At 69.6% G+C, this 17,451-nt stretch carries 18 protein-coding genes; 16 read left to right on the top strand and 2 right to left on the bottom strand.

Annotated features, from left to right (window positions below; all coding sequences use genetic code 11):
- Positions 1 to 56 precede the first annotated feature (56 nt).
- The 13 genes from SSPN_RS0113365 to SSPN_RS54635 all read left to right on the top strand — a co-directional run bounded on the left by SSPN_RS0113365 (position 57) and on the right by SSPN_RS54635 (position 13,545).
- Entirely contained in the window at positions 57 to 350 is a 294-nt protein-coding gene (locus SSPN_RS0113365) for a hypothetical protein (protein ID WP_010695437.1), read from the top strand.
- Between the two features lie 6 nt (positions 351 to 356).
- Positions 357 to 875 carry a hypothetical protein gene (locus SSPN_RS0113360; RefSeq protein WP_010695435.1) on the top strand — a complete coding sequence of 173 codons (519 nt, stop codon included), beginning with the start codon at positions 357 to 359 and terminating at the stop codon, positions 873 to 875.
- Complete coding sequence (locus tag SSPN_RS59655) at positions 850 to 4,935, top strand: ATP-binding protein (RefSeq protein ID WP_010695433.1); 4,086 nt, start codon at positions 850 to 852, stop codon at positions 4,933 to 4,935. The genes SSPN_RS0113360 and SSPN_RS59655 overlap by 26 nt, the downstream gene beginning before the upstream one ends.
- Before the next feature lie 103 nt (positions 4,936 to 5,038).
- Complete coding sequence (locus SSPN_RS43675; protein ID WP_148271953.1) at positions 5,039 to 6,832, top strand: type IV secretion system protein; 1,794 nt, start codon at positions 5,039 to 5,041, stop codon at positions 6,830 to 6,832.
- Between the two features lie 29 nt (positions 6,833 to 6,861).
- Entirely contained in the window at positions 6,862 to 7,440 is a 579-nt protein-coding gene (locus SSPN_RS0113345) for a hypothetical protein (protein WP_010695431.1), read from the top strand.
- Between the two features lies 1 nt (position 7,441).
- The gene (locus SSPN_RS0113340) at positions 7,442 to 8,548 is read left to right on the top strand and encodes a C40 family peptidase (RefSeq protein ID WP_010695429.1); all 1,107 of its coding nucleotides are present in this window, start codon (positions 7,442 to 7,444) and stop codon (positions 8,546 to 8,548) included.
- Positions 8,549 to 8,591: 43 nt separating this feature from the next.
- Entirely contained in the window at positions 8,592 to 9,053 is a 462-nt protein-coding gene (locus SSPN_RS0113335; protein WP_010695427.1) for a hypothetical protein, read from the top strand.
- A gap of 70 nt (positions 9,054 to 9,123) precedes the next feature.
- Positions 9,124 to 9,309, top strand: coding sequence for a hypothetical protein (locus tag SSPN_RS54640; protein ID WP_029535296.1), 186 nt, complete (start codon positions 9,124 to 9,126; stop codon positions 9,307 to 9,309).
- 4 nt (positions 9,310 to 9,313) lie between these two features.
- Positions 9,314 to 10,777 (top strand): RNB domain-containing ribonuclease, encoded by a 1,464-nt coding sequence (locus SSPN_RS0113325; RefSeq protein ID WP_010695423.1) that lies wholly within the window; start codon positions 9,314 to 9,316, stop codon positions 10,775 to 10,777.
- 78 nt (positions 10,778 to 10,855) lie between these two features.
- The gene (npdG, locus tag SSPN_RS0113320; RefSeq protein ID WP_010695421.1) at positions 10,856 to 11,521 is read left to right on the top strand and encodes an NADPH-dependent F420 reductase; all 666 of its coding nucleotides are present in this window, start codon (positions 10,856 to 10,858) and stop codon (positions 11,519 to 11,521) included.
- 100 nt (positions 11,522 to 11,621) lie between these two features.
- Positions 11,622 to 12,008 carry a DUF4326 domain-containing protein gene (locus SSPN_RS0113315; RefSeq protein WP_010695419.1) on the top strand — a complete coding sequence of 129 codons (387 nt, stop codon included), beginning with the start codon at positions 11,622 to 11,624 and terminating at the stop codon, positions 12,006 to 12,008.
- A 245-nt stretch (positions 12,009 to 12,253) separates the two neighbouring features.
- The gene (locus tag SSPN_RS0113310) at positions 12,254 to 13,231 is read left to right on the top strand and encodes a glutathione S-transferase family protein (protein ID WP_010695417.1); all 978 of its coding nucleotides are present in this window, start codon (positions 12,254 to 12,256) and stop codon (positions 13,229 to 13,231) included.
- 155 nt (positions 13,232 to 13,386) lie between these two features.
- A complete protein-coding gene (locus tag SSPN_RS54635; RefSeq protein ID WP_010695415.1) occupies positions 13,387 to 13,545 on the top strand; it encodes a hypothetical protein in 159 nt (52 codons plus the stop codon).
- 80 nt (positions 13,546 to 13,625) lie between these two features.
- Here the strand turns inward: SSPN_RS54635 and panB are convergent, their stop codons facing one another.
- Positions 13,626 to 14,480, bottom strand: a complete 855-nt coding sequence (panB, locus tag SSPN_RS0113300; RefSeq protein WP_010695413.1) for a 3-methyl-2-oxobutanoate hydroxymethyltransferase — start codon at positions 14,478 to 14,480, stop codon at positions 13,626 to 13,628.
- A 128-nt stretch (positions 14,481 to 14,608) separates the two neighbouring features.
- Positions 14,609 to 15,409 (bottom strand): transporter substrate-binding domain-containing protein, encoded by an 801-nt coding sequence (locus tag SSPN_RS0113295; protein WP_083821888.1) that lies wholly within the window; start codon positions 15,407 to 15,409, stop codon positions 14,609 to 14,611.
- Positions 15,410 to 15,534: 125 nt separating this feature from the next.
- On the opposite strand from SSPN_RS0113295, the gene SSPN_RS0113290 reads away from it, so the two are divergent.
- The 3 genes from SSPN_RS0113290 to SSPN_RS56660 all read left to right on the top strand — a co-directional run bounded on the left by SSPN_RS0113290 (position 15,535) and on the right by SSPN_RS56660 (position 17,290).
- On the top strand, positions 15,535 to 15,804 hold the full coding sequence (locus tag SSPN_RS0113290) for a DUF1905 domain-containing protein (RefSeq protein WP_010695410.1): 270 nt from the start codon (positions 15,535 to 15,537) through the stop codon (positions 15,802 to 15,804).
- Positions 15,805 to 16,422: 618 nt separating this feature from the next.
- The gene (locus tag SSPN_RS48820; protein WP_010695407.1) at positions 16,423 to 16,647 is read left to right on the top strand and encodes a hypothetical protein; all 225 of its coding nucleotides are present in this window, start codon (positions 16,423 to 16,425) and stop codon (positions 16,645 to 16,647) included.
- 499 nt (positions 16,648 to 17,146) lie between these two features.
- Positions 17,147 to 17,290: a hypothetical protein gene (locus tag SSPN_RS56660; RefSeq protein ID WP_010695405.1), complete on the top strand. Its 144-nt coding sequence runs from the start codon at positions 17,147 to 17,149 to the stop codon at positions 17,288 to 17,290.
- Positions 17,291 to 17,451: the final 161 nt, after the last annotated feature.

Genomic DNA, 17,451 nt, shown 5'->3' with positions numbered 1-17,451 from the left:
GCCCGGAACGCTGAGGTACCGACCCGACCACACTCCGCGCAATCAGGGGTAAAGAGATGACCGCCATGCCACTGGAAACACTGGCGCAACTGGACGTACTGGCGCAGCAGACACAGGTGGGCACGGGAGGCATTCAGGGCTGGATCCTCGAAAACCTGCTCCCGCTGCTGCTGCTCACCGTCGCGATCCTGCTGCTGTGGCTGGGCGGTGGCAAGGGCGACAACGCGGGCGTCATGCGCCGCGTCGGTGGGGTGATCGTCGCGCTCGCGATCATCGGTCTTGCCGTCAACGGGGCGGGCGTCAACATCGGCACGTTCATCGCTGGCCTGTTCAGCACCAGCGGCGGGTGATTCGGCGTGCGAATACGGACCGACGACGAGATCTACCGGGTCGACGCCGTCTGGCTCGGCCCACCCAAGGCGACCTTCCCGTGGCGGGCCCGCTACGTCGCCTGGGGCGTGGGGCTCGTGGTGTTCCTGATCGTGCTCGCGGTGGAGCGCCGGATGAACATCGGCTTCGGCTTCTTCTCCACCGGGTGGGCAGTGGTCACCACGGTCGTCGTCACCCGGATCATCTGCTCCCGGATCGGGCACGAACGCCCGCTGGGTGCGGTGCTGGTGATGTGGCTCCGCGAGCTCACCGCGCCCCGCGAGAAGACGTCCGGCACGGGCGGCGCCGCCAGCGCGGCGCGGATCAGGGTGAAGGCGCAGCGGCCTCGGCCCAGGAAGAAGTCCAAGCGGGTTCGCCCGCAGCAGCCGCAGCAGCCGCAGCAGCGGCCCGCCCGGTCCAGGCAGCCAGCGGCCCGCGGCACGGTTACCAGCAGGCGCACGCGTAGCAAGGAGGTTCGCGGTGTTCGGTCGCCGGCGAGGCCGTGAGCGCAACACGCACCAGGTTCCGGGTCCCCGCGGTTCGAACGGCAAGGTCCGCAGTGCCAGCGGCAAGCAGGCCAAACGCACCCGCGGCCCCGGCGACGAGCAGTCCATCCCGAACTACACGCCGTCGATCGCCGTGCGGTCGATCGAAGGCCACGTGCTGCGCACCGGCCAGGACGTGTTCGCCTGGTACCGGCTTTCGCCGCAGCGCTGGTCCTTCCGCTCCGATTCGCAGCGCCAGGATCTGATCGCCGCGATCGCCGGCCAGTACGCCGAGCTGCAGGGCCGCTGGATGCACCTGCGCGTGACGAACCGGCCCTACCCGATCCGGATGTGGGCCGAGGCGCACGTGTACAACGCGCGCAACCCCATGCCGGACACGCCCGGTGCGCTGTCCTTCGACGACTACATGGTCGGCGAGCAGCAGCAGCTGATGGGCCGCTCAATGGCGGAGAAAGAGGTCTACCTGGGTGTCCAGGTGCAGACCCGCAACGTGGTGGACCGCGCCGTTGAACGCGCCGCGCCGCTGCTGCGCCGGGTGTTCCCGGAAGCGGTGGACGCCGAACTCATCGCGCTGGACAGCGAGATCGAGCACCTGGACCAGGTGATCGGCTCGGCCGGGCTGGACGGGCGTCCGGTGACCGCCGAGGAGATCTCCTGGCTGATGCACCGTTCGTGCTCGCTGGGCCTGCCCGCGCCGCGCAACCTGCCCGCGGTGCCCGGCGCTCCGTGGGAACCGGAGGATCTCGCGTCCTTCACCGACGCCTCCGACATGCACCAGGACCCGTACGCGCCGACCGTGACGGTGCGCGGCCGCACCGGCTCGAACGCGGGCGTCACCCGGCACCTCGCGGTGCTCACCGTCGGGCAGACCCACGGCCTGCAGATCCCGGAGATCGACGACCCCTGGGTGCAGCACTCCGACCGGCTGCCCGCGCCCGTCGAGTGGTCCGCGCGGATCTACGTGCGGCGCCCCGAAGACGTCGGCGGCGAGCTGCAGCGGCAGATGAACAAGGTGCGCTCCCAGGTGCGGCACTACACCGAGGAGCACGGCCTGGAGCCGCCGACCTCGCTGGCCCGGCAGGCGGGCCGGGTGCTGGAGGTCGACGACGAGATGACCTCCGGCTTCACCGCGCTGGCCACCCGGGTCAAGTCCTGGTGGCGGCTGGCGGTTTCCGGCCCCACCGAGCGGGATGCGCTGCGGTTGGCGCAGCAGATCCTCGACCTGTACAAGCCGAAGATCGCCATCGAGCACCCCGAAGCGCAGTACGCGATGGCCCGCGAATTCATCCCCGGCGAGCCGCTGGCCAACAGCGCCTACCTGCGCCGCGGATCGGTGGTCTGGGCCGCTTCCGCGGTGCCGCAGGCGACCGCGGAGGTCGGTGACCGGCGCGGCGTCCTGCTCGGCGAGACCTGCACCGCGACCCGCCGCCCGGTGGCCTGGGATCCGTGGATGGCGCAGGAAATCCGCGACGCCTCCGGCCTGACCGCAATAGTCGCCGGGTTGGGCGGGGGCAAGGCGCTTGCCCTCGACACCCCGCTGCCCACACCGACTGGCTGGACCACGATGGGTGAGGTCAAGGTCGGCGATCAACTGCTGGGAATGAATGGCCAGCCGACTCGCGTGATCGCGGCGACCGACGTTTTGCTCGACCGTCCGTGTTATGACGTGGTGTTCTCGGATGGATCCGTGATCCGCGCCGACGCGCAGCATCAATGGCTGACCCGGACTAGGAAGGACTGGAAGGCCCAGAACCGTCTAGCGGAACGACTCCGCCGGGCCGCTGCCACGATGCCGAGCCCGGAACCGCCTCCGGGTAGCTGCGCCTGCGGCTGTGGCCAGCCGACGAAGATGTGGACTTACCGGCGTACCCCTGACGCCCGAAGCGACGGCACGGTCTACTATTCGCGTTTCGTTCGCGGGCACCAGCGCCGTGGTGAGATCTCGCTGGAGATCAATCAGCGCCCCACGATCCATACGACCGCTGAGATCGCTGCGACGCTAAGTTCCGGCAGGCAGCGAAACCACGCGGTTCCGGTCGCAGCGGCGTTCGACCTGCCGGAAGCCGACTTGCCCGTCGAGCCGTACCTACTTGGGGCGTGGCTCGGCGACGGAACCTCCTGCGGAGCGGCCATCACGGTCTTCGATCGTGAGCTCATCGACGAGATCGAGGCTGCTGGCCAGGAATGCGCTGGCCAGGAATGCCGGTATCGCCCGTCGCAACGGGATTACAGCTTGCCGGTTGCGGTGCAGCAGAATTTGCGGCGGATGGGGCTGCTGGACAACAAGCACATCCCGGCCGGCTATCTACGAGCGTCCGAAGGGCAACGCCGCGCGTTGCTCGCCGGTCTGCTCGATACGGATGGGTACTGCAAGCCGTCGGGTGGCATCGAATTCTCCGTGACGAGCCAGAGACTGGCCCGGGATGTTCACGAGTTGGTGCTGGGACTGGGATATCAGGCTCGGTTGCGCACGAAGCAGGTAAAGGGGCGGCATCCGCACACCTCGACCGCCTACATCATCTCGTTTACCACCTCGGACAAGGTGTTCCGGCTCACGCGGAAGCTGGCGCAGCTCAATCCGAGCATTCGGGACACGAACCGCTATCGCTACATCGCCGATGTAGTGCCAGTGGAATCTGTTCCGGTGCGTTGTGTCCAGGTGGATAACGCGGACCACATGTATCTGGCCGGGGAGACGTGCATCCCCACGCACAACTCCTTCCTCGGCGGCGGCACCGTCTACAAGACGCTGCGCTCCGGGGCGCACTGGACGTTGCTGGACCCGTCCGGTCCACTGGCCGCGCTGTGCACCCTGCCCGAGCTGCGGCCCTACGCCCGGCCGATCAACCTGCTCAACGCCCAGCCCGGCATCCTCAACCCGTACCGGGTGGTCGCCGAGCCGGAACTGGAGCACTTCGTCGACGAGGAAGACCCGGAGCGCAGCTGGCGCCGCGAGCGCGCGCTGGCCGCGGCCACCCGCCGCCGCCTGGTGCTCGACGTGCTGACCGGTCTGCTGCCGTACGAGGTGGCGCGGCTGCCGCAGACCCGGATCGTGCTGCTGCGCGCGGTCCGCGCCGTCGGCGGCCGACCCGACGCCCACCCGGGCATGGTCTTCGAGGCGCTGCGCCGCGACGCGAGCGAACACCACGAGCACGCCGTGGTGGTGGCCGACTTCCTCGACGAGATCCGGGAGCGGATGTCGCTGCTGATCCCCGAGATCAACGCCGACCCGTACTCCGAGCGCCGCGAGGACCGGCTCACAGTGTTGACTATGGCGGGCCTGACGCTGCCGAAGGACGGCGTCGGCCGGGAGCACTGGACCGACGCGGAGGCGCTTGGCGTCGAGATGCTCAACCTGGCCGCGTGGCTGACGCAGCGGTCGATCTACGAGCGGCCCAAGAACGAGCGCAAGGGCGTGTGGATCGACGAGGCGTTCTTCCTCTCCGAGGTGCCGACCGGCCGGGTGCTGATGAACCGGTTCGCCCGCGACTCCCGTAAGTGGAACGTCCGAGTCCTGCTGTCCAGCCAAATCCCGGCGGACTTCCTGCGCATCCAGGGCTTCGTTTCCCTGCTGGACTCGGTGTTCATCGGGCGGCTGGACGACGAGCAGGCGCAGGCCGACGCGCTGCGGCTGCTCAAGGTGCCCGTCGGCGCCGGGTACGAGCAGGTGGTGGCGGCGCTGGGCCGCCGCCCCGGCCCGGCCCGCAACGCCACCGAGCGGGACCGTTCGCCGCGCCAGTTCATCTTCGGCGACGGGGCCGGCGGGGTGGAGAAGATCCGCATCGACTTCTCCGGCCCGCACCTGGACCACCTGCGCGACGCGCTGAACACCACCCCGGCCGCCGACGACCACGTCGAACGCCGGGCCCTGCAGCCGGTCGACAACGGCGCGAACTCCGATTCCAGCGTCCCGGCGCTGCGCTCGGCCGAGGAGTACGCGGACGACTTCGAATCGTTCGACGAATTCGAGCTCGAAACGGTCGGCATCGGCTACACCGATGACGGCAGCGAGCGCTCGACCGGTCGGCCGGGCGAGCGGGGTGGGGAAGACGCGCGGTGAGCGGCGCAGTTCTGGTGACCGTGCTGGCCGCGGTGATCGTCATGGCCCTGCGAAGTCGGCGGCGACGTGAGGCCCGAACGCAATTTCGGACCTTCGATTTCCATTGAAATTGCGCACCGCACCCAAGCGCACCGCACCCAAGCGCCGCGCTTTCGCGCTCGTCGCCGGGCTGATCGCGATCCAGGCGTTGATCGGCGCCCCGGCCTGGGGTCAGGGCTTCGACTGCAAGGAAGCGCCCAACCCTGAGCGACCGGGCTCGGGCATGGTCGGAGCGCTGGACCCCGCGCCGATGGGCGTCGGGAACCCGGGCAGCGCCTACGACGAGGTCGGCTACGCCGGGCTGGTCTGGCACACCTACGACCTCGGCTGCGGCCCGCAGGGCGTGACCAATCCGAACGCGCTGGTCGACACGTGGCTCGGCAACGAGATGTTCAACGTCGCCAAGAACCTCGTCGGCGCCACCAACGGCCTGCACTACGCGCTGCTCAACGGCGACCTGATGGACCCGCTCGACGACGTCATCGCCACCGGCACCGTCGCGCTCTACGACAGCGTGTTCACCCCGTGGTTCGGGCTGGTCGCGCTGGTGCTGGCGGTAGTGCTGTTCCGCTACATCTGGCAGGGCGACCTGGCCACGATCGGCAAGCGGGGCATGTGGGCGCTGGCGGGGCTCTGGTTCGCCTCCGCGACCTACCTGACGCCGCTGGTCTACACGCACGCGCTGGACGACGTGGTGATCACCGGGACCTCGGCTGTGCAGGCGGGGTTCCTGCGGGAGGTCGGCGTCGACGAGGCCAACGCGCTGCCGACGCTGCTGCACGACCAGGTCATCTACCGCAACTGGCTGCGCGGCGAGTTCGGCTCGCCCGACTCCCCGCAGGCCCAGCAGCTCGGCCGGGACCTGCTGCGCGCGCAGGCGTGGACGAAGCAGGAGGTCAACGACGCGGCCGATGCCGGTTCACCGGAGCCGAAGAAGCAGGCTTTCGAGGACGTCGCCGGCAAGATGGGCAGTTCCTACGGCTACTTCCAGGGTGTCGACGGCAGCCGCGTCGGCGGTGGCGTGCTGGCGCTGGTGCAGGGCCTGTCCTACGCGGCGTTCCAGCTGCTGGCGAAAGCGACGATCCTGCTCGCCCAGGTGTTGCTTCGGGTGCTGATCCTGGCCGGGCCGCTGATCGGGCTCGTTGCGCTGATCTACCACCAGGTGCTGCGCGTCATCGGCCGGGTGGCCGGTGCCGCAGTGCTCAACGTGGTCATGATCTCGGCGCTGGCTGGACTGCACACCCTGATCCTGACCTGGATCTTCGACCCGCTGCGCGGATTCTCGGCGCTGACCCAGATCCTGCTCGCCGCGCTGGTCACGGTGGTGTTCCTGCTGGTCGCCAAGCCGGTCCGGCGGATCGGCCAGATGGTCCAGCTGTCGGTGGGCACCGTCGGCCGCGCCATGCCGCGCGCCCCGCAGGGCTTGTTCGCCAAGTTCCGCGGGCGCGGGCGGTCGGAGGAAGAGGGCGGCAACTTCTGGGACCAGGTGCGCGACTCGGATCCCGACGACGAGTACGCGACGCCGCAGCGCGGCCGCCGGCGGAGCCGGCCGGAGGCGCAGCACATGTCGGTCCGGACGCGGGAACCGCGCTGCCTGCCGGCGGCGCGGCGCGCCGACCTGGCGGCGCGGCGGCGCTGCCGGAGGCGCGGAGCACAAGCCGAGTGGTCGATACCAACCCGGTGGCGGATGCCAAATGGGATGGAATGGACGAAGATCCGGTGCTGGTCCCGTCGCGCACGGCCGGTTCCCCGGTCCCCGGACCGCCGGAACAACCGGCACCGCGCCGAGCGGAGATGGAGGTCGTGGCCGGCCGTCCGGTCTACGTGGTGTACCGGCCTTCCCGAGGGCTGGAGGTAGCCGATGGCTGAGCGGAAGAGGGGTAGCTGATGCCGATCCGGACGCATCGCGGGCGGGCCGCGGTGTACCGCAGGCTGTGGGGCTGGCCGTTGCGCTCGCCGAAGCACCTTGCGACTGCGGTGATCGTGCTCGCCGTGGTGGCTACAGCCATCGGTTTCCTGCTGCCCGAGCCGCCGCCGACCCAGAACATGGCCGCCCCCCGCACCTCGGCGCCCCGGCACTCGGCAGTGGTGCCGCCGCTGACCCGGACGAAGTCGCCGCCGACGATCTCGGTGCCACAGGCCGTCCCGACACCGGTCGCCCCGGACCCGGCCGGGCTGGCCGTTGTCGAGCAGTGGGGCAAGGCGTGGGTGGACCACCCGGTCGGCGCCGACCGCCAGCAGTGGCTGGACAAGCTGCGCCCGTACACGACTGACGAGTTCCTCACCGAGATGGCGTCGGTGGACCCGAGCAACGCGGGCAACGTGATCACCGGTGCGACCACCGCGGTCAGTTCCACCGCGGGCTCGATGGTGGTGCGGTTGCCGACCGACGTCGGCGCGCTCTCGGTGACCGTGAACAAGACCCCTGCCGGTTGGCGAGTCGCCCAGTACGACAAGGAAGGTTGACATGCGGAAGCTCGTGGTTGCCTTCGTCGTGCTCGCGGGTTTCGCAGGTCTGATCGGCGTCGGCGCGGTGACCGCCCTGCTGGTCGGCAGCGGTGGGCGGGGTGCGGGTTGGTCCAACTGCAGCGCAGACCTGGGGCCGTGGGGCGATGGCGCGGGCCGCGGCGAGCGGGACGCCGTGACGCTGTCCGCCGAATCGGTCGCCATCGCCAAGCGCATCATCGAAATCGGCGAGCAGCGCGGCCTGCCGCCGCGGGCCTGGCAGATCGCGATCCAGGCGGGCAAAACCGAGTCGAACCTGGTCAACGTGTTCCACGGCGACCGGGACTCGCTGGGCATCTTCCAGATGCGGCCGTCGATGGGCTGGGGTTCGGTCCAGCAGGTCACCGACGTGGACTACGCGATCAACAAGTTCTACGACGTGCTGCTCGCGGTGCCTCGCTGGGAGGAGATGCGACCCGGCGACGCCGCCCAGCGGGTGGAGCGGTCGGCGTTCCCGCTGCGCTACCACAAGTGGGAGCCGATGGCCGCGCACCTGGTGAGCGTGGAGGGCAACGTCGAGGGCGTCAGCGCCTGCCAGGAGCTGCCCAGCGCCGGCGTGCTGGCCAGCCAGGCGATCCAGTACGCCCAGAGCCAGCTCGGCAAGCCGTACGTGTGGGGCGCGGCGGGGCCGAACGCCTTCGACTGCTCGGGCTTGACGCAGCAGGCCTGGAAGGCGGCCGGGGTGGAGATCCCGAAGTACTCGCAGACCCAGTACTCCCAGGGCGGCGTGCACGTCCCGCTGGCCCAGGCGCAGCCCGGTGACCTCGTGTTCTGGGGTTACGGCCGGGATCCGAACGGAATCCACCACGTGGCGCTGTACCTGGGCGACAACGAGGTCCTGCACGCGCCGCAGCCTGGCGAGTCCGTCGAGACGACGAAGCTGTGGGACGGCGGCCAGCTGCTGCCCACGGTGGTCCGCCCGGCCGCCGATCCGGCGCAGTCGAGCGGGGCTGGATCTTCGACGAGCGAGCCCGCCCCGCCTGCTGGGATCGCGCCGCGCGAGCCCGGTGCGCCCGCCGACACGCCGTCGCCGGGCGCGCCCGCTCCTGCCGCTTGGGGTGCGCGGTAGGTAAGAATGGCGGCGGCTTGCTGACCTTCGGAAAGGGTTGATCATGTTCACGCCGGACCCGATTCCGCGGCCATCTCGTCCGCCCGCATCGAGCACGCCGCTCGGGGACTACCTGACCCGGCAGCCCCTGCCCGGGGTGGACGGCGGGTACGCGGTGCTGCCGCGATCGCTGGCCGAGGCCATGCCGCTGCCGTGGCAGCAGCAGATGAGCAACCTGCTGGCGGAGTTCCACCAGGCCTTCGGGCACCTGCAGTGGCCCGTGTACCGGGTGGTGCCGTCCCGCTACGAGCGCCTGGTGGACCTCGACGACGACCAGCTCGCCGAGGTCGGATGCACTGTGGAGGTCGGCGACAACGGCGACCTGGAGTACCGGATGCGGGATGGTCGCCGCATCGACAACCCGGAGACCCATCAGGTGCTGGTGTCCTGCTTGGACCCGATCCCGCGGCAGGACCCCGGCGGCCAGCAGCCGATGCCGGCCGCGCCGCCCCCACCGGCCTGGTGAGGTTGGGACATACCGGTCGTGTCGCGACCCGGCGCGTGACAGGTGCGCGCTGTCGTGCGAGGCTCGAGGCATGGGCGGCGGAAGTTGGTACTTCTGTTTGACGCATCGGCAGGTGGAGCCGAAGGCTGGTTGCCGGGCTGCTGAGCGCCTGGGGCCGTACCCGGATCGGGAGACCGCGGCTCGTGCGCTGGAGATAGCCGAGGAGCGGACCAAAGCGGCCGACGACGCCGACCGGCGCTGGAACAGCGAGGACTGAGCTCGTGGCGGCGGCGGGGATCCCACCGGGTGGCACCGGAGCTGCCGCCGCCTTACCGACCGGTCGGAGTCGGCCGGAACTGGGCTTGGACTTCTCGGCGATCCGCGCCGAGCTCGGGCTGCCTGTCGACTATCCGACCGCCGCGCTCGTCGAGGTGGAGCAGACCGTCGCGCAGCCGGTGCCCAACGGGGCGCGGGTGGACGCCACCGACCTGCCGCTGGTGACGGTCGACCCGCCCGGCTCCAAGGACCTCGACCAAGCGGTGCTGGTCCGCCGTCGGCGCAACGGCTTCCGCATCCACTACGCGATCGCCGATGTCGCCGCTTTCGTGCTGCCCGGTGGCGCGCTGGACATCGAGGCGCGGCGACGTGGGCAGACCCTCTACCTGCCGGACGGCAACGTTCCGCTGCACCCGACGCGGTTGTCCGAAGACGCCGCGAGTCTGTTGCCGGACCAGGTGCGCGCGGCCGTGCTGTGGACGATCGACCTGGATTCCGACGGGCTGCCGGTGCGCGTCGACGTCCGGCGGGCGCTGGTGCGGTCGGTCGCGCAGCTGGACTACGACGGAGTGCAGCGTTCGCTGCGGCTCGGCGACCCGCATCCTTCGATCGCGCTGCTTCCCGAGGTCGGGCGGCTGCGCCGGGAGCAGGCGGTGCTGCGCGGCGCGATAGAGCTCGGCCTGCCGGAGCAGCAGGTGGAATCCGACGGTGCGGGCGGCTGGCGGCTGGTGCTGCGGCCGCGCCTCGTGGTCGAGGAGTGGAACGCGGAGATCTCCCTGCTCACCGGCATGTGCGCGGCGGAGATGATGCTGTCGGCCGGGATCGGTGTGCTGCGCACGGTGCCCGACCCGGAGCCCGAAACGGTCGCCGGGCTGCGCCGATCGGCGACCAGGCTTGGCGTGCACTGGCCGATGGACACCCCACCCGCAGCCGCGCTCGCGAGGCTCAACCCGATCAAGCCGGAGGCGCTGGCCGTGCACGTGGCTGCGACCCGCTTGCTGCGCGGCGCGGGCTACACGGCCTTCGGCGACGGGGCGCCTGCGAAGGCCAACCACGCGGGCATCGGAGCCTCGTACGCGCACGTGACGGCCCCGCTGCGACGGTTGGTCGACCGCTACAGCGCCGAGGTGTGCCTGGCGGTGGCATCGGACCGGGAAGTACCGGAATGGGTGCGGGTGGCGTTGGCGGAACTGCCGTCGGCGATGGGCAGCTCTGACCGGATGGCCGGGCAGGTGGAGCGCGCCTGCATCGCCCAGGCGCAGGCCTGGTCGCTGGCGTCGCGGGTCGGTGAGGAGTTCGCCGCGACGGTGCTGCGCGTGCCCAACGGTTCGGCGGGCGAGGTGTTCGTGGCCGATCCGCCGGTCATCGCGCGGTGCACCGGTACCGGGCTCGGCGAGGGCCAGCAGGTCAGGGTGCGGCTCGTCGAGGCCGACCCGGCGCGCCGCGACGTCGCGTTCGAAGTGGCTTGACGCACATGCCGTGGCGCTTTTCTGTCTCCGGGTCGATTGTGGAATTCGCATGGTCGACGGAGACGAAAGGGGTCCGGCGTGGCTGAGGTGCGGGAGATGACGGTCGGGGTGCTGGGCGGCACCGGCGCGCAGGGGCGTGGGCTGGCGATCCGGTGGGCGAAGGCGGGCCTGAAGGTCGTGATCGGCTCGCGCAACGCCGAGCGGGCCCAGCAGGCGGCGGCCGAGATCGTCGAGATCGCTGGTGGCGACGTTTCGGGCCAGGACAACGCCAGGTGCGCGGCGGCCTCGGACATCGTGCTGGCCGCGGTGCCCTGGGAGGGCCACGCGGACCTGCTCAAGTCCCTGCAGGCGGAGCTTGCCGGCAAGATCGTGATCGACTGTGTCAACCCGCTCGGCTTCGACAAGACGGGCCCGTACGCGCTGCCGGTGCTGGAAGGCAGCGCGGCGCAGCAGGCGGCGCAGCTGCTGCCGGAGTCGCGGGTGACGGCGGCGTTCCACCACGTCTCCGCGGTGATCCTGGCCGATCTCGCGGTCAGCCACGTGGACTTGGACGTCCTGGTGCTCGGCGACGACCGCGAGGCCACCGACGTGGTCCGCGAGTTGGCCCGCGTGATTCCGGGCGTGCGCGGCATCTACGGCGGACGCCTGCGCAACGCCCACCAAGTGGAGGCGTTCACGGCGAACCTGATCGCGATCAACCGCCGCTACAGGGCCCACGCGGGCCTCCGCATCACCGACGTGTGAGCCGTTCGGGAGCGGATTCTCCGGTAGCGCTGGGCGTTGGTCCTCGCGAAATTGTCCCCAGCGCCCCACGGCGGCACCCTGAGCGGCGGAGGTGGTCGTTGTGCTGCCGGACGAGGCGAGCAGTTGGAGCGATGACGAGCGAGAGAGGGCGGATGCCCTGCTCGACGGGCATGCCGTCGTGGTCAACGTGCGCATGGGCGGCCCGCACAAGCACCTGGTGCCGTGGCTGGAGGAGCAGGGCCTGCTGACCTACGTCGGGCACGCTGGGCCGCGGCACCACTGGCCGGCTTCAGAGTTCGCCAGCCCGTTCTTGAAGGAGGCCAAGGTCGATCGCGAGGCGATGGTCCGGCACTACGAGAAGTGGCTGGACGAGCAGCCGAACCTGCTCGCGAAGCTGCGCGAGGGTGAGTTGAGCGGGCGCGCGCTGGGCTGCTGGTGCGCGCCCAAGCCCTGCCACGCCGACGTCCTCGCCCGACGCGCGGGCTGAGCAGGGCTCGGCGAGGAGCGAGCGGCGATTTCACGCGGGCGCGTGCCCGCTCGGTTGGCCTTTCACCTAGGTCAAGGCCTAACTTCGGCCGACTTTGTCGTACAAGGGTCGGAGATCGCCGGAACCAGGCTGACCGCAATTTCAATTGAAACTGCGCGGGAACCCCGCTGACCGTGCTCGTCCATTTGCTGGGAAACCCCAGTTTCAATTGAAACTGGGCTTCTCGCCGGGCCTACGGTGGGGGTATGGCCGAAGCACAGTTCGGGGCGGAGACCTCGACGCGGGGCGCGTGGGTGCGGCAGGTGAACCGGTTCACCGAGCGGATCACCGCGGACGGCTCGTCCGGGTGGAAGGTGCAGCCGGACCGGTACCGGCTGGTGGTGAGCCTGGCCTGCCCGTGGGCGCACCGGTCGGTGATCGTCCGCCGCCTGCTGGGGCTGGAGGACGTGCTGTCGCTGGGGGTCGTCGATCCGATCCGCGACGAACGCGGCTGGCGCTTCACCCTCGACCCGCAGGGCGTGGACCCGGTGACCGGGATTGCCTTCCTGTCCGAGGCGTACCTGGCCGCCGATCCCGAGTTCATCAGCCGCTACACGGTTCCTGCCGTCCTGGACGTCGCCGAGCGCAAGGTCGTCACCAACGACTACCCGCAGCTCACCCTCGACCTGTTCACGGAATGGGCCGCGTACCACCGCGACGGCGCACCGCAGCTGTACCCGGAGCACCTGCGCGCGGAGATCGACGAGGTCAACGCGGTGGTGTACGCCGATGTCAACAACGGCGTCTACCGCTGCGGTTTCGCTACCTCGCAGCAGGCGTATGAGGAGGCCTTCGAGCGGCTCTTCGCCCGCCTGGACTGGCTTTCCGAGCGCTTGGCGGACCGCCGCTACCTGGTCGGCGACGCGATCACCGAGGCCGACGTCCGGTTGTTCACCACGCTGGTCCGCTTCGACGCCGCCTACCACGGTCACTTCAAGTGCAACCGCCAGAAACTCACCGAGATGCCGGTCCTGTGGGCGTACGCGCGGGACCTGTTCCAGACGCCGGGGTTCGGCGACACGGTCGACTTCGACCACATCAAGCGCCACTATTACGCGACACACCACCAGATCAACCCAACCGGAATCGTTCCGGTAGGCCCGGATCTCGCGGGCTGGGGCACCCCGCACGGCCGAGAGGCCCTGGGGGGCAAGCCGTTCGGCAACGGCACCGCGCCTGCCTAGCGGCCGATCGAGGTGATCTGGAGCCCGGATACCGGTTCGCGGCCATTCTGCGGTCGAGAACGTGCCCGGGCAAAGCACCGGGCACCCCGCTTCGATCTTGCTGCGCGAGTCTTCAGAGCACGGGCTGGAGGTGCGCGTGAGCCCAGGCGGCAAGAGTGGTCGGCGTTACTCCGAACGCGGCGTCGAGCCCTACGGAATGGCTGTCCGGCACCCTCGCCACGGTCGGCGTGCCTTGCACCATCGAAGCTCCGCCCGAGCTCATCAGCTACTCGCGGACGCTGGCCGATCGCATCTCCCGGGCCGCCGCCGGCTGACCCTTTCCGGCAAGCGGCGATTTCGCGCGAAATCGCCGCTCGCCCGCTCCCCGGTGACACGCCCGATCTGCGCGCCCCTGCTAGTCGAAGGAGTGCTCTGCGGCCGGGAAGGTGTGGCCGCGAACCTCATCCGCGAAGCGGCTGGCCGCATCGGCTAGGACCCCGCCGACGTTGGCGTAGCGCTTCACGAACTTCGCCGTGCGACCGGTGTTCATGCCCGCCATATCGGTCCAGACCAGCACCTGGGCGTCGCAGTCCGGTCCAGCCCCGATGCCGACAGTCGGGATCCGCAGCTCCCCGGTCACCCGCTTCGCCGCCTCCGCCGACACCATTTCCAGCACCACCGAGAACGCGCCCGCCTCCTGGACCGCGAGCGCGTCCGCCAGCAGTTCGTCGGCCTTGTCGCCGCGACCCTGCACCCGGTAGCCGCCGAGGCCGTGCTCGCTCTGCGGTGTGAAGCCGATGTGGGCCATCACCGGGATGCCCGCCGACACCAGCGCCTCGATCTGCGGGGCGTAGCGGCGGCCGCCTTCGAGCTTGACGGCGTGCGCGCGGCCTTCCTTCATGAACCGCGTCGCGGTGGCCAGCGCCTGCTCCGGCGACGCCTGGTAGGAGCCGAACGGCAGGTCGGCCACGACCAGCGCCTGCTCGACGGACCGGGTCACGGCGCGGACCAGCGGCAGCAGTTCGTCCACGGTCACCGGCAGTGACGACTCGTAGCCGTAGACGTTGTTGGCGGCCGAGTCGCCGACCAGCAGCACCGGGATTCCGGCCTGGTCGAAGATCCGCGCGGTGTACATGTCGTACGAGGTGAGCATCGGCCAGGGCTCGCCGCGCTCCTTCAGCTGCTGGAGGTGGTGGATACGGACTCGTCGCTTGGTCGGCGTGGAGCCGTACGGCGCGGCCGTCTCGCCCTGATTTTGCGCAGAAATCATCGTTGACCGTCCTATTCCTCGAAGCCCGCATCGCAGGTCCCCGGGTCGTAACGGATGGTTGCGCAGGAAAGCGTCGCATGCGCTCAACTCCGCCGACACACTTCGAGGGCCAACATCACAGTTCCAGGTCAGCCAATCCAGGGCTCGGCGATGCGCGCGTAGGTGCCGTCGTGCAGCGCGAGGCTCAGCCACTGGTTCACGTACTGCTGGAACACCACGTCGCCCTTGGGCAGCAGGTACGCCTTCTCGCTGAAGGTGAACGGCTGCTCCGGGTGCACCGAGCACAACTCGGGGTGCTGCCTGGCCTGCCACTTGGTCTCGGCGGCGTCGGTCATCATCAGGTCGGCCTTGCCGTCGAGGATCTGCTGGAAGATCGTGTTGTTGTCCGGGTGCTCGACGATGGTGGCCTGCTTGAGGTTCTGCTTGGCGAACTGCTCGTTGGTGCCGCCGGGGTTGACGATGGCGCGGACGCCGGGCTGGTCGATCTGCTGCAACGTCTGGAACCGCGCCGCGTGCTCGCAGCGGGTGATCGGGGTCTTGCCGTCGACCACGTAGGCGGCGCTGAAGAACGTCTGCTTCGCGCGCTCCAGAGTGATCGACACGCCTCCGACGGCGATGTCGCACTTCGCGTTGAAGTCGGTGACCAGCGTCTTCCACGTGGTGGGGACGATCGTCGCCTTGACGCCGAGCTTGCTGGCGAGGTCGTGCGCCATGTCGATGTCGATCCCGCTCCAGGCACCCGCCGCGTTCCGGTAGGTGAACGGCCGGTAGTCCCCGGTGCTGCAAACCCGCAGCTCACCGCGCTGAACGACGTCGTCCACCCGGCTTGCCGCGGCCTTCGGGGGCTCGACCAGTGGCGCGGCGCACGCCGCACTCAGCGCGACGACACCCGCCGCGACCAACCCGAAGCCGAACTTCTTCCAATGCATGCCGCCTGCCTTTCGATCTTCGCGGAACATGCATATCCGCTCGAACCAGGGAAGGCCAGAGCGATGAGTTTCCGGGCCGCCAGCGGTCTGCACGTTCAGGAGGCGGTTCGCGAGAGGAGGCGACTATGGACGAGCAGTTCGACGCGACGCTGCAGAAGAGCCCCAACCGGGGCGGCTGGACCTACGTGGTCTGGCCGAGGTCGGTCGAGTACTTCGGCACCCGGGGCCTGGTGAAGGTCCGGGGGACGATCGACGGCCACCCGTTCCGGAGCTCATTCATGGCCCTGGGCGATGGCACCCACAAGCTGCCGGTGAAGGCGGATGTCCGCAAAGCGATCGGAAAGGAAGCCGGCGCCGAAGTGACCGTCCGCCTGTTGGAGCGGATCGTCGACTGATGCGGGTCGGTGCAACCGCACCGAGCCGCGCGTCCCGGCAACTCGACTGCGGAACAGCAGAGAAGACCGGTGAAGATCGGCCTGGGCCTGCGCGGGATTCGTGACGCTCGGGCATTCCCGGTGGAGATCGTGATGGTTTGGTACGACCTACAAGCCGTTGGCCGCTTGTGGCGGAAGTGAAACCTCGTCGAGGCCAGCGGCAGGGTCGTGATCACGTTCATCGTGCTGCCGTTGGCGCTGCTGCTGTACTTCGCCGTGCTGCCGATCTGCGCGGCGCTGTTCGCCGGCTGCCGTTGCGTCGCCGCGACGCTGATGGTCGAGAAGCAGTGGCGCGATGGCGCGGTGCTGGGATTGGTGATCCCGGTCGGCGGCGGTGCTCGCATTGGTCGTTGTCATCGCGTTGCGAAAGCCCAGATCCCGCCCGGACCTGCAGCGAATTCGGCAACGGCGGTGCCTGAGCCTCGACCTCCGGCAATAACGGGAAAACAACGAAGCAACCAAACGGCGTCCCGGGCGTCTAATAACCGGGAGCGCGTGGGAGCGCGGGAGGGGGGCAACTGGGGGTGTCCCCCTCCCGTCAGCCGACGGCCACTCCGGGGAGAAGGGGATACTGCCCCGGTGACTGCCTTCTACCACGTGTGCTTCGTCGTGCCCGACCTCGAGAAGGCGATGCTCGATTTCGAGGGGACGCGGGCGTCGAGTGGAACGAACCGCAGACCAGCCGACTCGCGCCGCCTGGCGGACCGGGGCCTGCCGGAGGTCTTCTCCGGCTGGCCCTACGGCCGAGCGTTCGCATACCACCGGATGGACTCGATCGGAGCCCGAATAGAACTGGTCAACTAGTCCCGCCAGTCCCATTTCCTGCAAACCTGGAATTCGGGCGGCGCGTCGATGCCCGCAATACCGGAACAAACCAACTGATCTCCGACGATGAGGGGCCGATCGCTGCGAGCGAGCGTCAGGAGGTGACGGGTGGGGATAGTCGCGTGCCAGCCCGGTTTCCGGCATGAGCCCGGGTCGAAGGCGTTGGCCTGGCCGTGATATTTCGACCACGCTGCCGCCGCGCCAGCTCGTATGCGATGTGGATGTTCGCCAGCGCGAGTGTCTCTCGTTGCTGTGGCACCCAAAACCGATCACGGGCTGAGCAGGCCGAACGCCTGCCCCGGGTGTTCGCATGGTGTTCGGCGGTGGGACAGCGGATCGCGGCTTGGTGATCTTCTCGTTCCGGCCTTAGCCGCCCACCCCAAGGCGCCCGCCATGCAAATCGCCCGCGCAGGTATGACCGCCGCAGCCGTAGCCGTTTGCGTCGGCCTGCTGGTGTCCGCCGCGCGATGACCTGCGGATGAACCAGATCCAGTTCATCTTCCCGGCACCGGGTCTGGCGGCCCGCTACGGCGCCGACTACGTCGCAGACCTCGGCGCCCCGGTGCACTGCACCCCGGTGAACGCGCCCCGATCCCGCCGGTCCGACCACCTGGACCGGTAACCGGGCGAACGGCTGAATCCGGCACGAACGGCCCGTTCGTGCCGTCTATCGAGGTGAACGGTCCGTTCGCAGCAGTTGTGGTGTGTTTCGGGGTTTGGAGCGAACGGCCCGTTCGTGCCGTCTATTGCGGTGGACGGTCCGTTCGCGGCAGTTGTGGTGTG

The organism is Saccharopolyspora spinosa NRRL 18395 (assembly GCF_000194155.1).
Taxonomy (GTDB): domain Bacteria; phylum Actinomycetota; class Actinomycetes; order Mycobacteriales; family Pseudonocardiaceae; genus Saccharopolyspora; species Saccharopolyspora spinosa.
The sequence above is the reverse complement of the archived record's forward strand: the minus strand, read 5'-3'. Positions and strand labels throughout refer to the sequence as shown.

Bases quoted from the DNA above. Each gene is read 5' to 3' on its own strand.
- SSPN_RS0113365 (WP_010695437.1), top strand. From the start codon at position 57: ATGACCGCCATGCCACTGGAAACACTGGCGCAACTGGACGTACTGGCG.
- SSPN_RS0113345 (WP_010695431.1), top strand. From the start codon at position 6,862: ATGCCGATCCGGACGCATCGCGGGCGGGCCGCGGTGTACCGCAGGCTG.
- SSPN_RS0113340 (WP_010695429.1), top strand. From the start codon at position 7,442: ATGCGGAAGCTCGTGGTTGCCTTCGTCGTGCTCGCGGGTTTCGCAGGT.
- SSPN_RS0113335 (WP_010695427.1), top strand. From the start codon at position 8,592: ATGTTCACGCCGGACCCGATTCCGCGGCCATCTCGTCCGCCCGCATCG.
- SSPN_RS54640 (WP_029535296.1), top strand. From the start codon at position 9,124: ATGGGCGGCGGAAGTTGGTACTTCTGTTTGACGCATCGGCAGGTGGAG.
- SSPN_RS0113310 (WP_010695417.1), top strand. From the start codon at position 12,254: ATGGCCGAAGCACAGTTCGGGGCGGAGACCTCGACGCGGGGCGCGTGG.
- panB (WP_010695413.1), bottom strand. From the start codon at position 14,480: ATGATTTCTGCGCAAAATCAGGGCGAGACGGCCGCGCCGTACGGCTCC.
- SSPN_RS0113295 (WP_083821888.1), bottom strand. From the start codon at position 15,409: ATGCATTGGAAGAAGTTCGGCTTCGGGTTGGTCGCGGCGGGTGTCGTC.
- SSPN_RS0113290 (WP_010695410.1), top strand. From the start codon at position 15,535: ATGGACGAGCAGTTCGACGCGACGCTGCAGAAGAGCCCCAACCGGGGC.
- SSPN_RS56660 (WP_010695405.1), top strand. From the start codon at position 17,147: ATGAACCAGATCCAGTTCATCTTCCCGGCACCGGGTCTGGCGGCCCGC.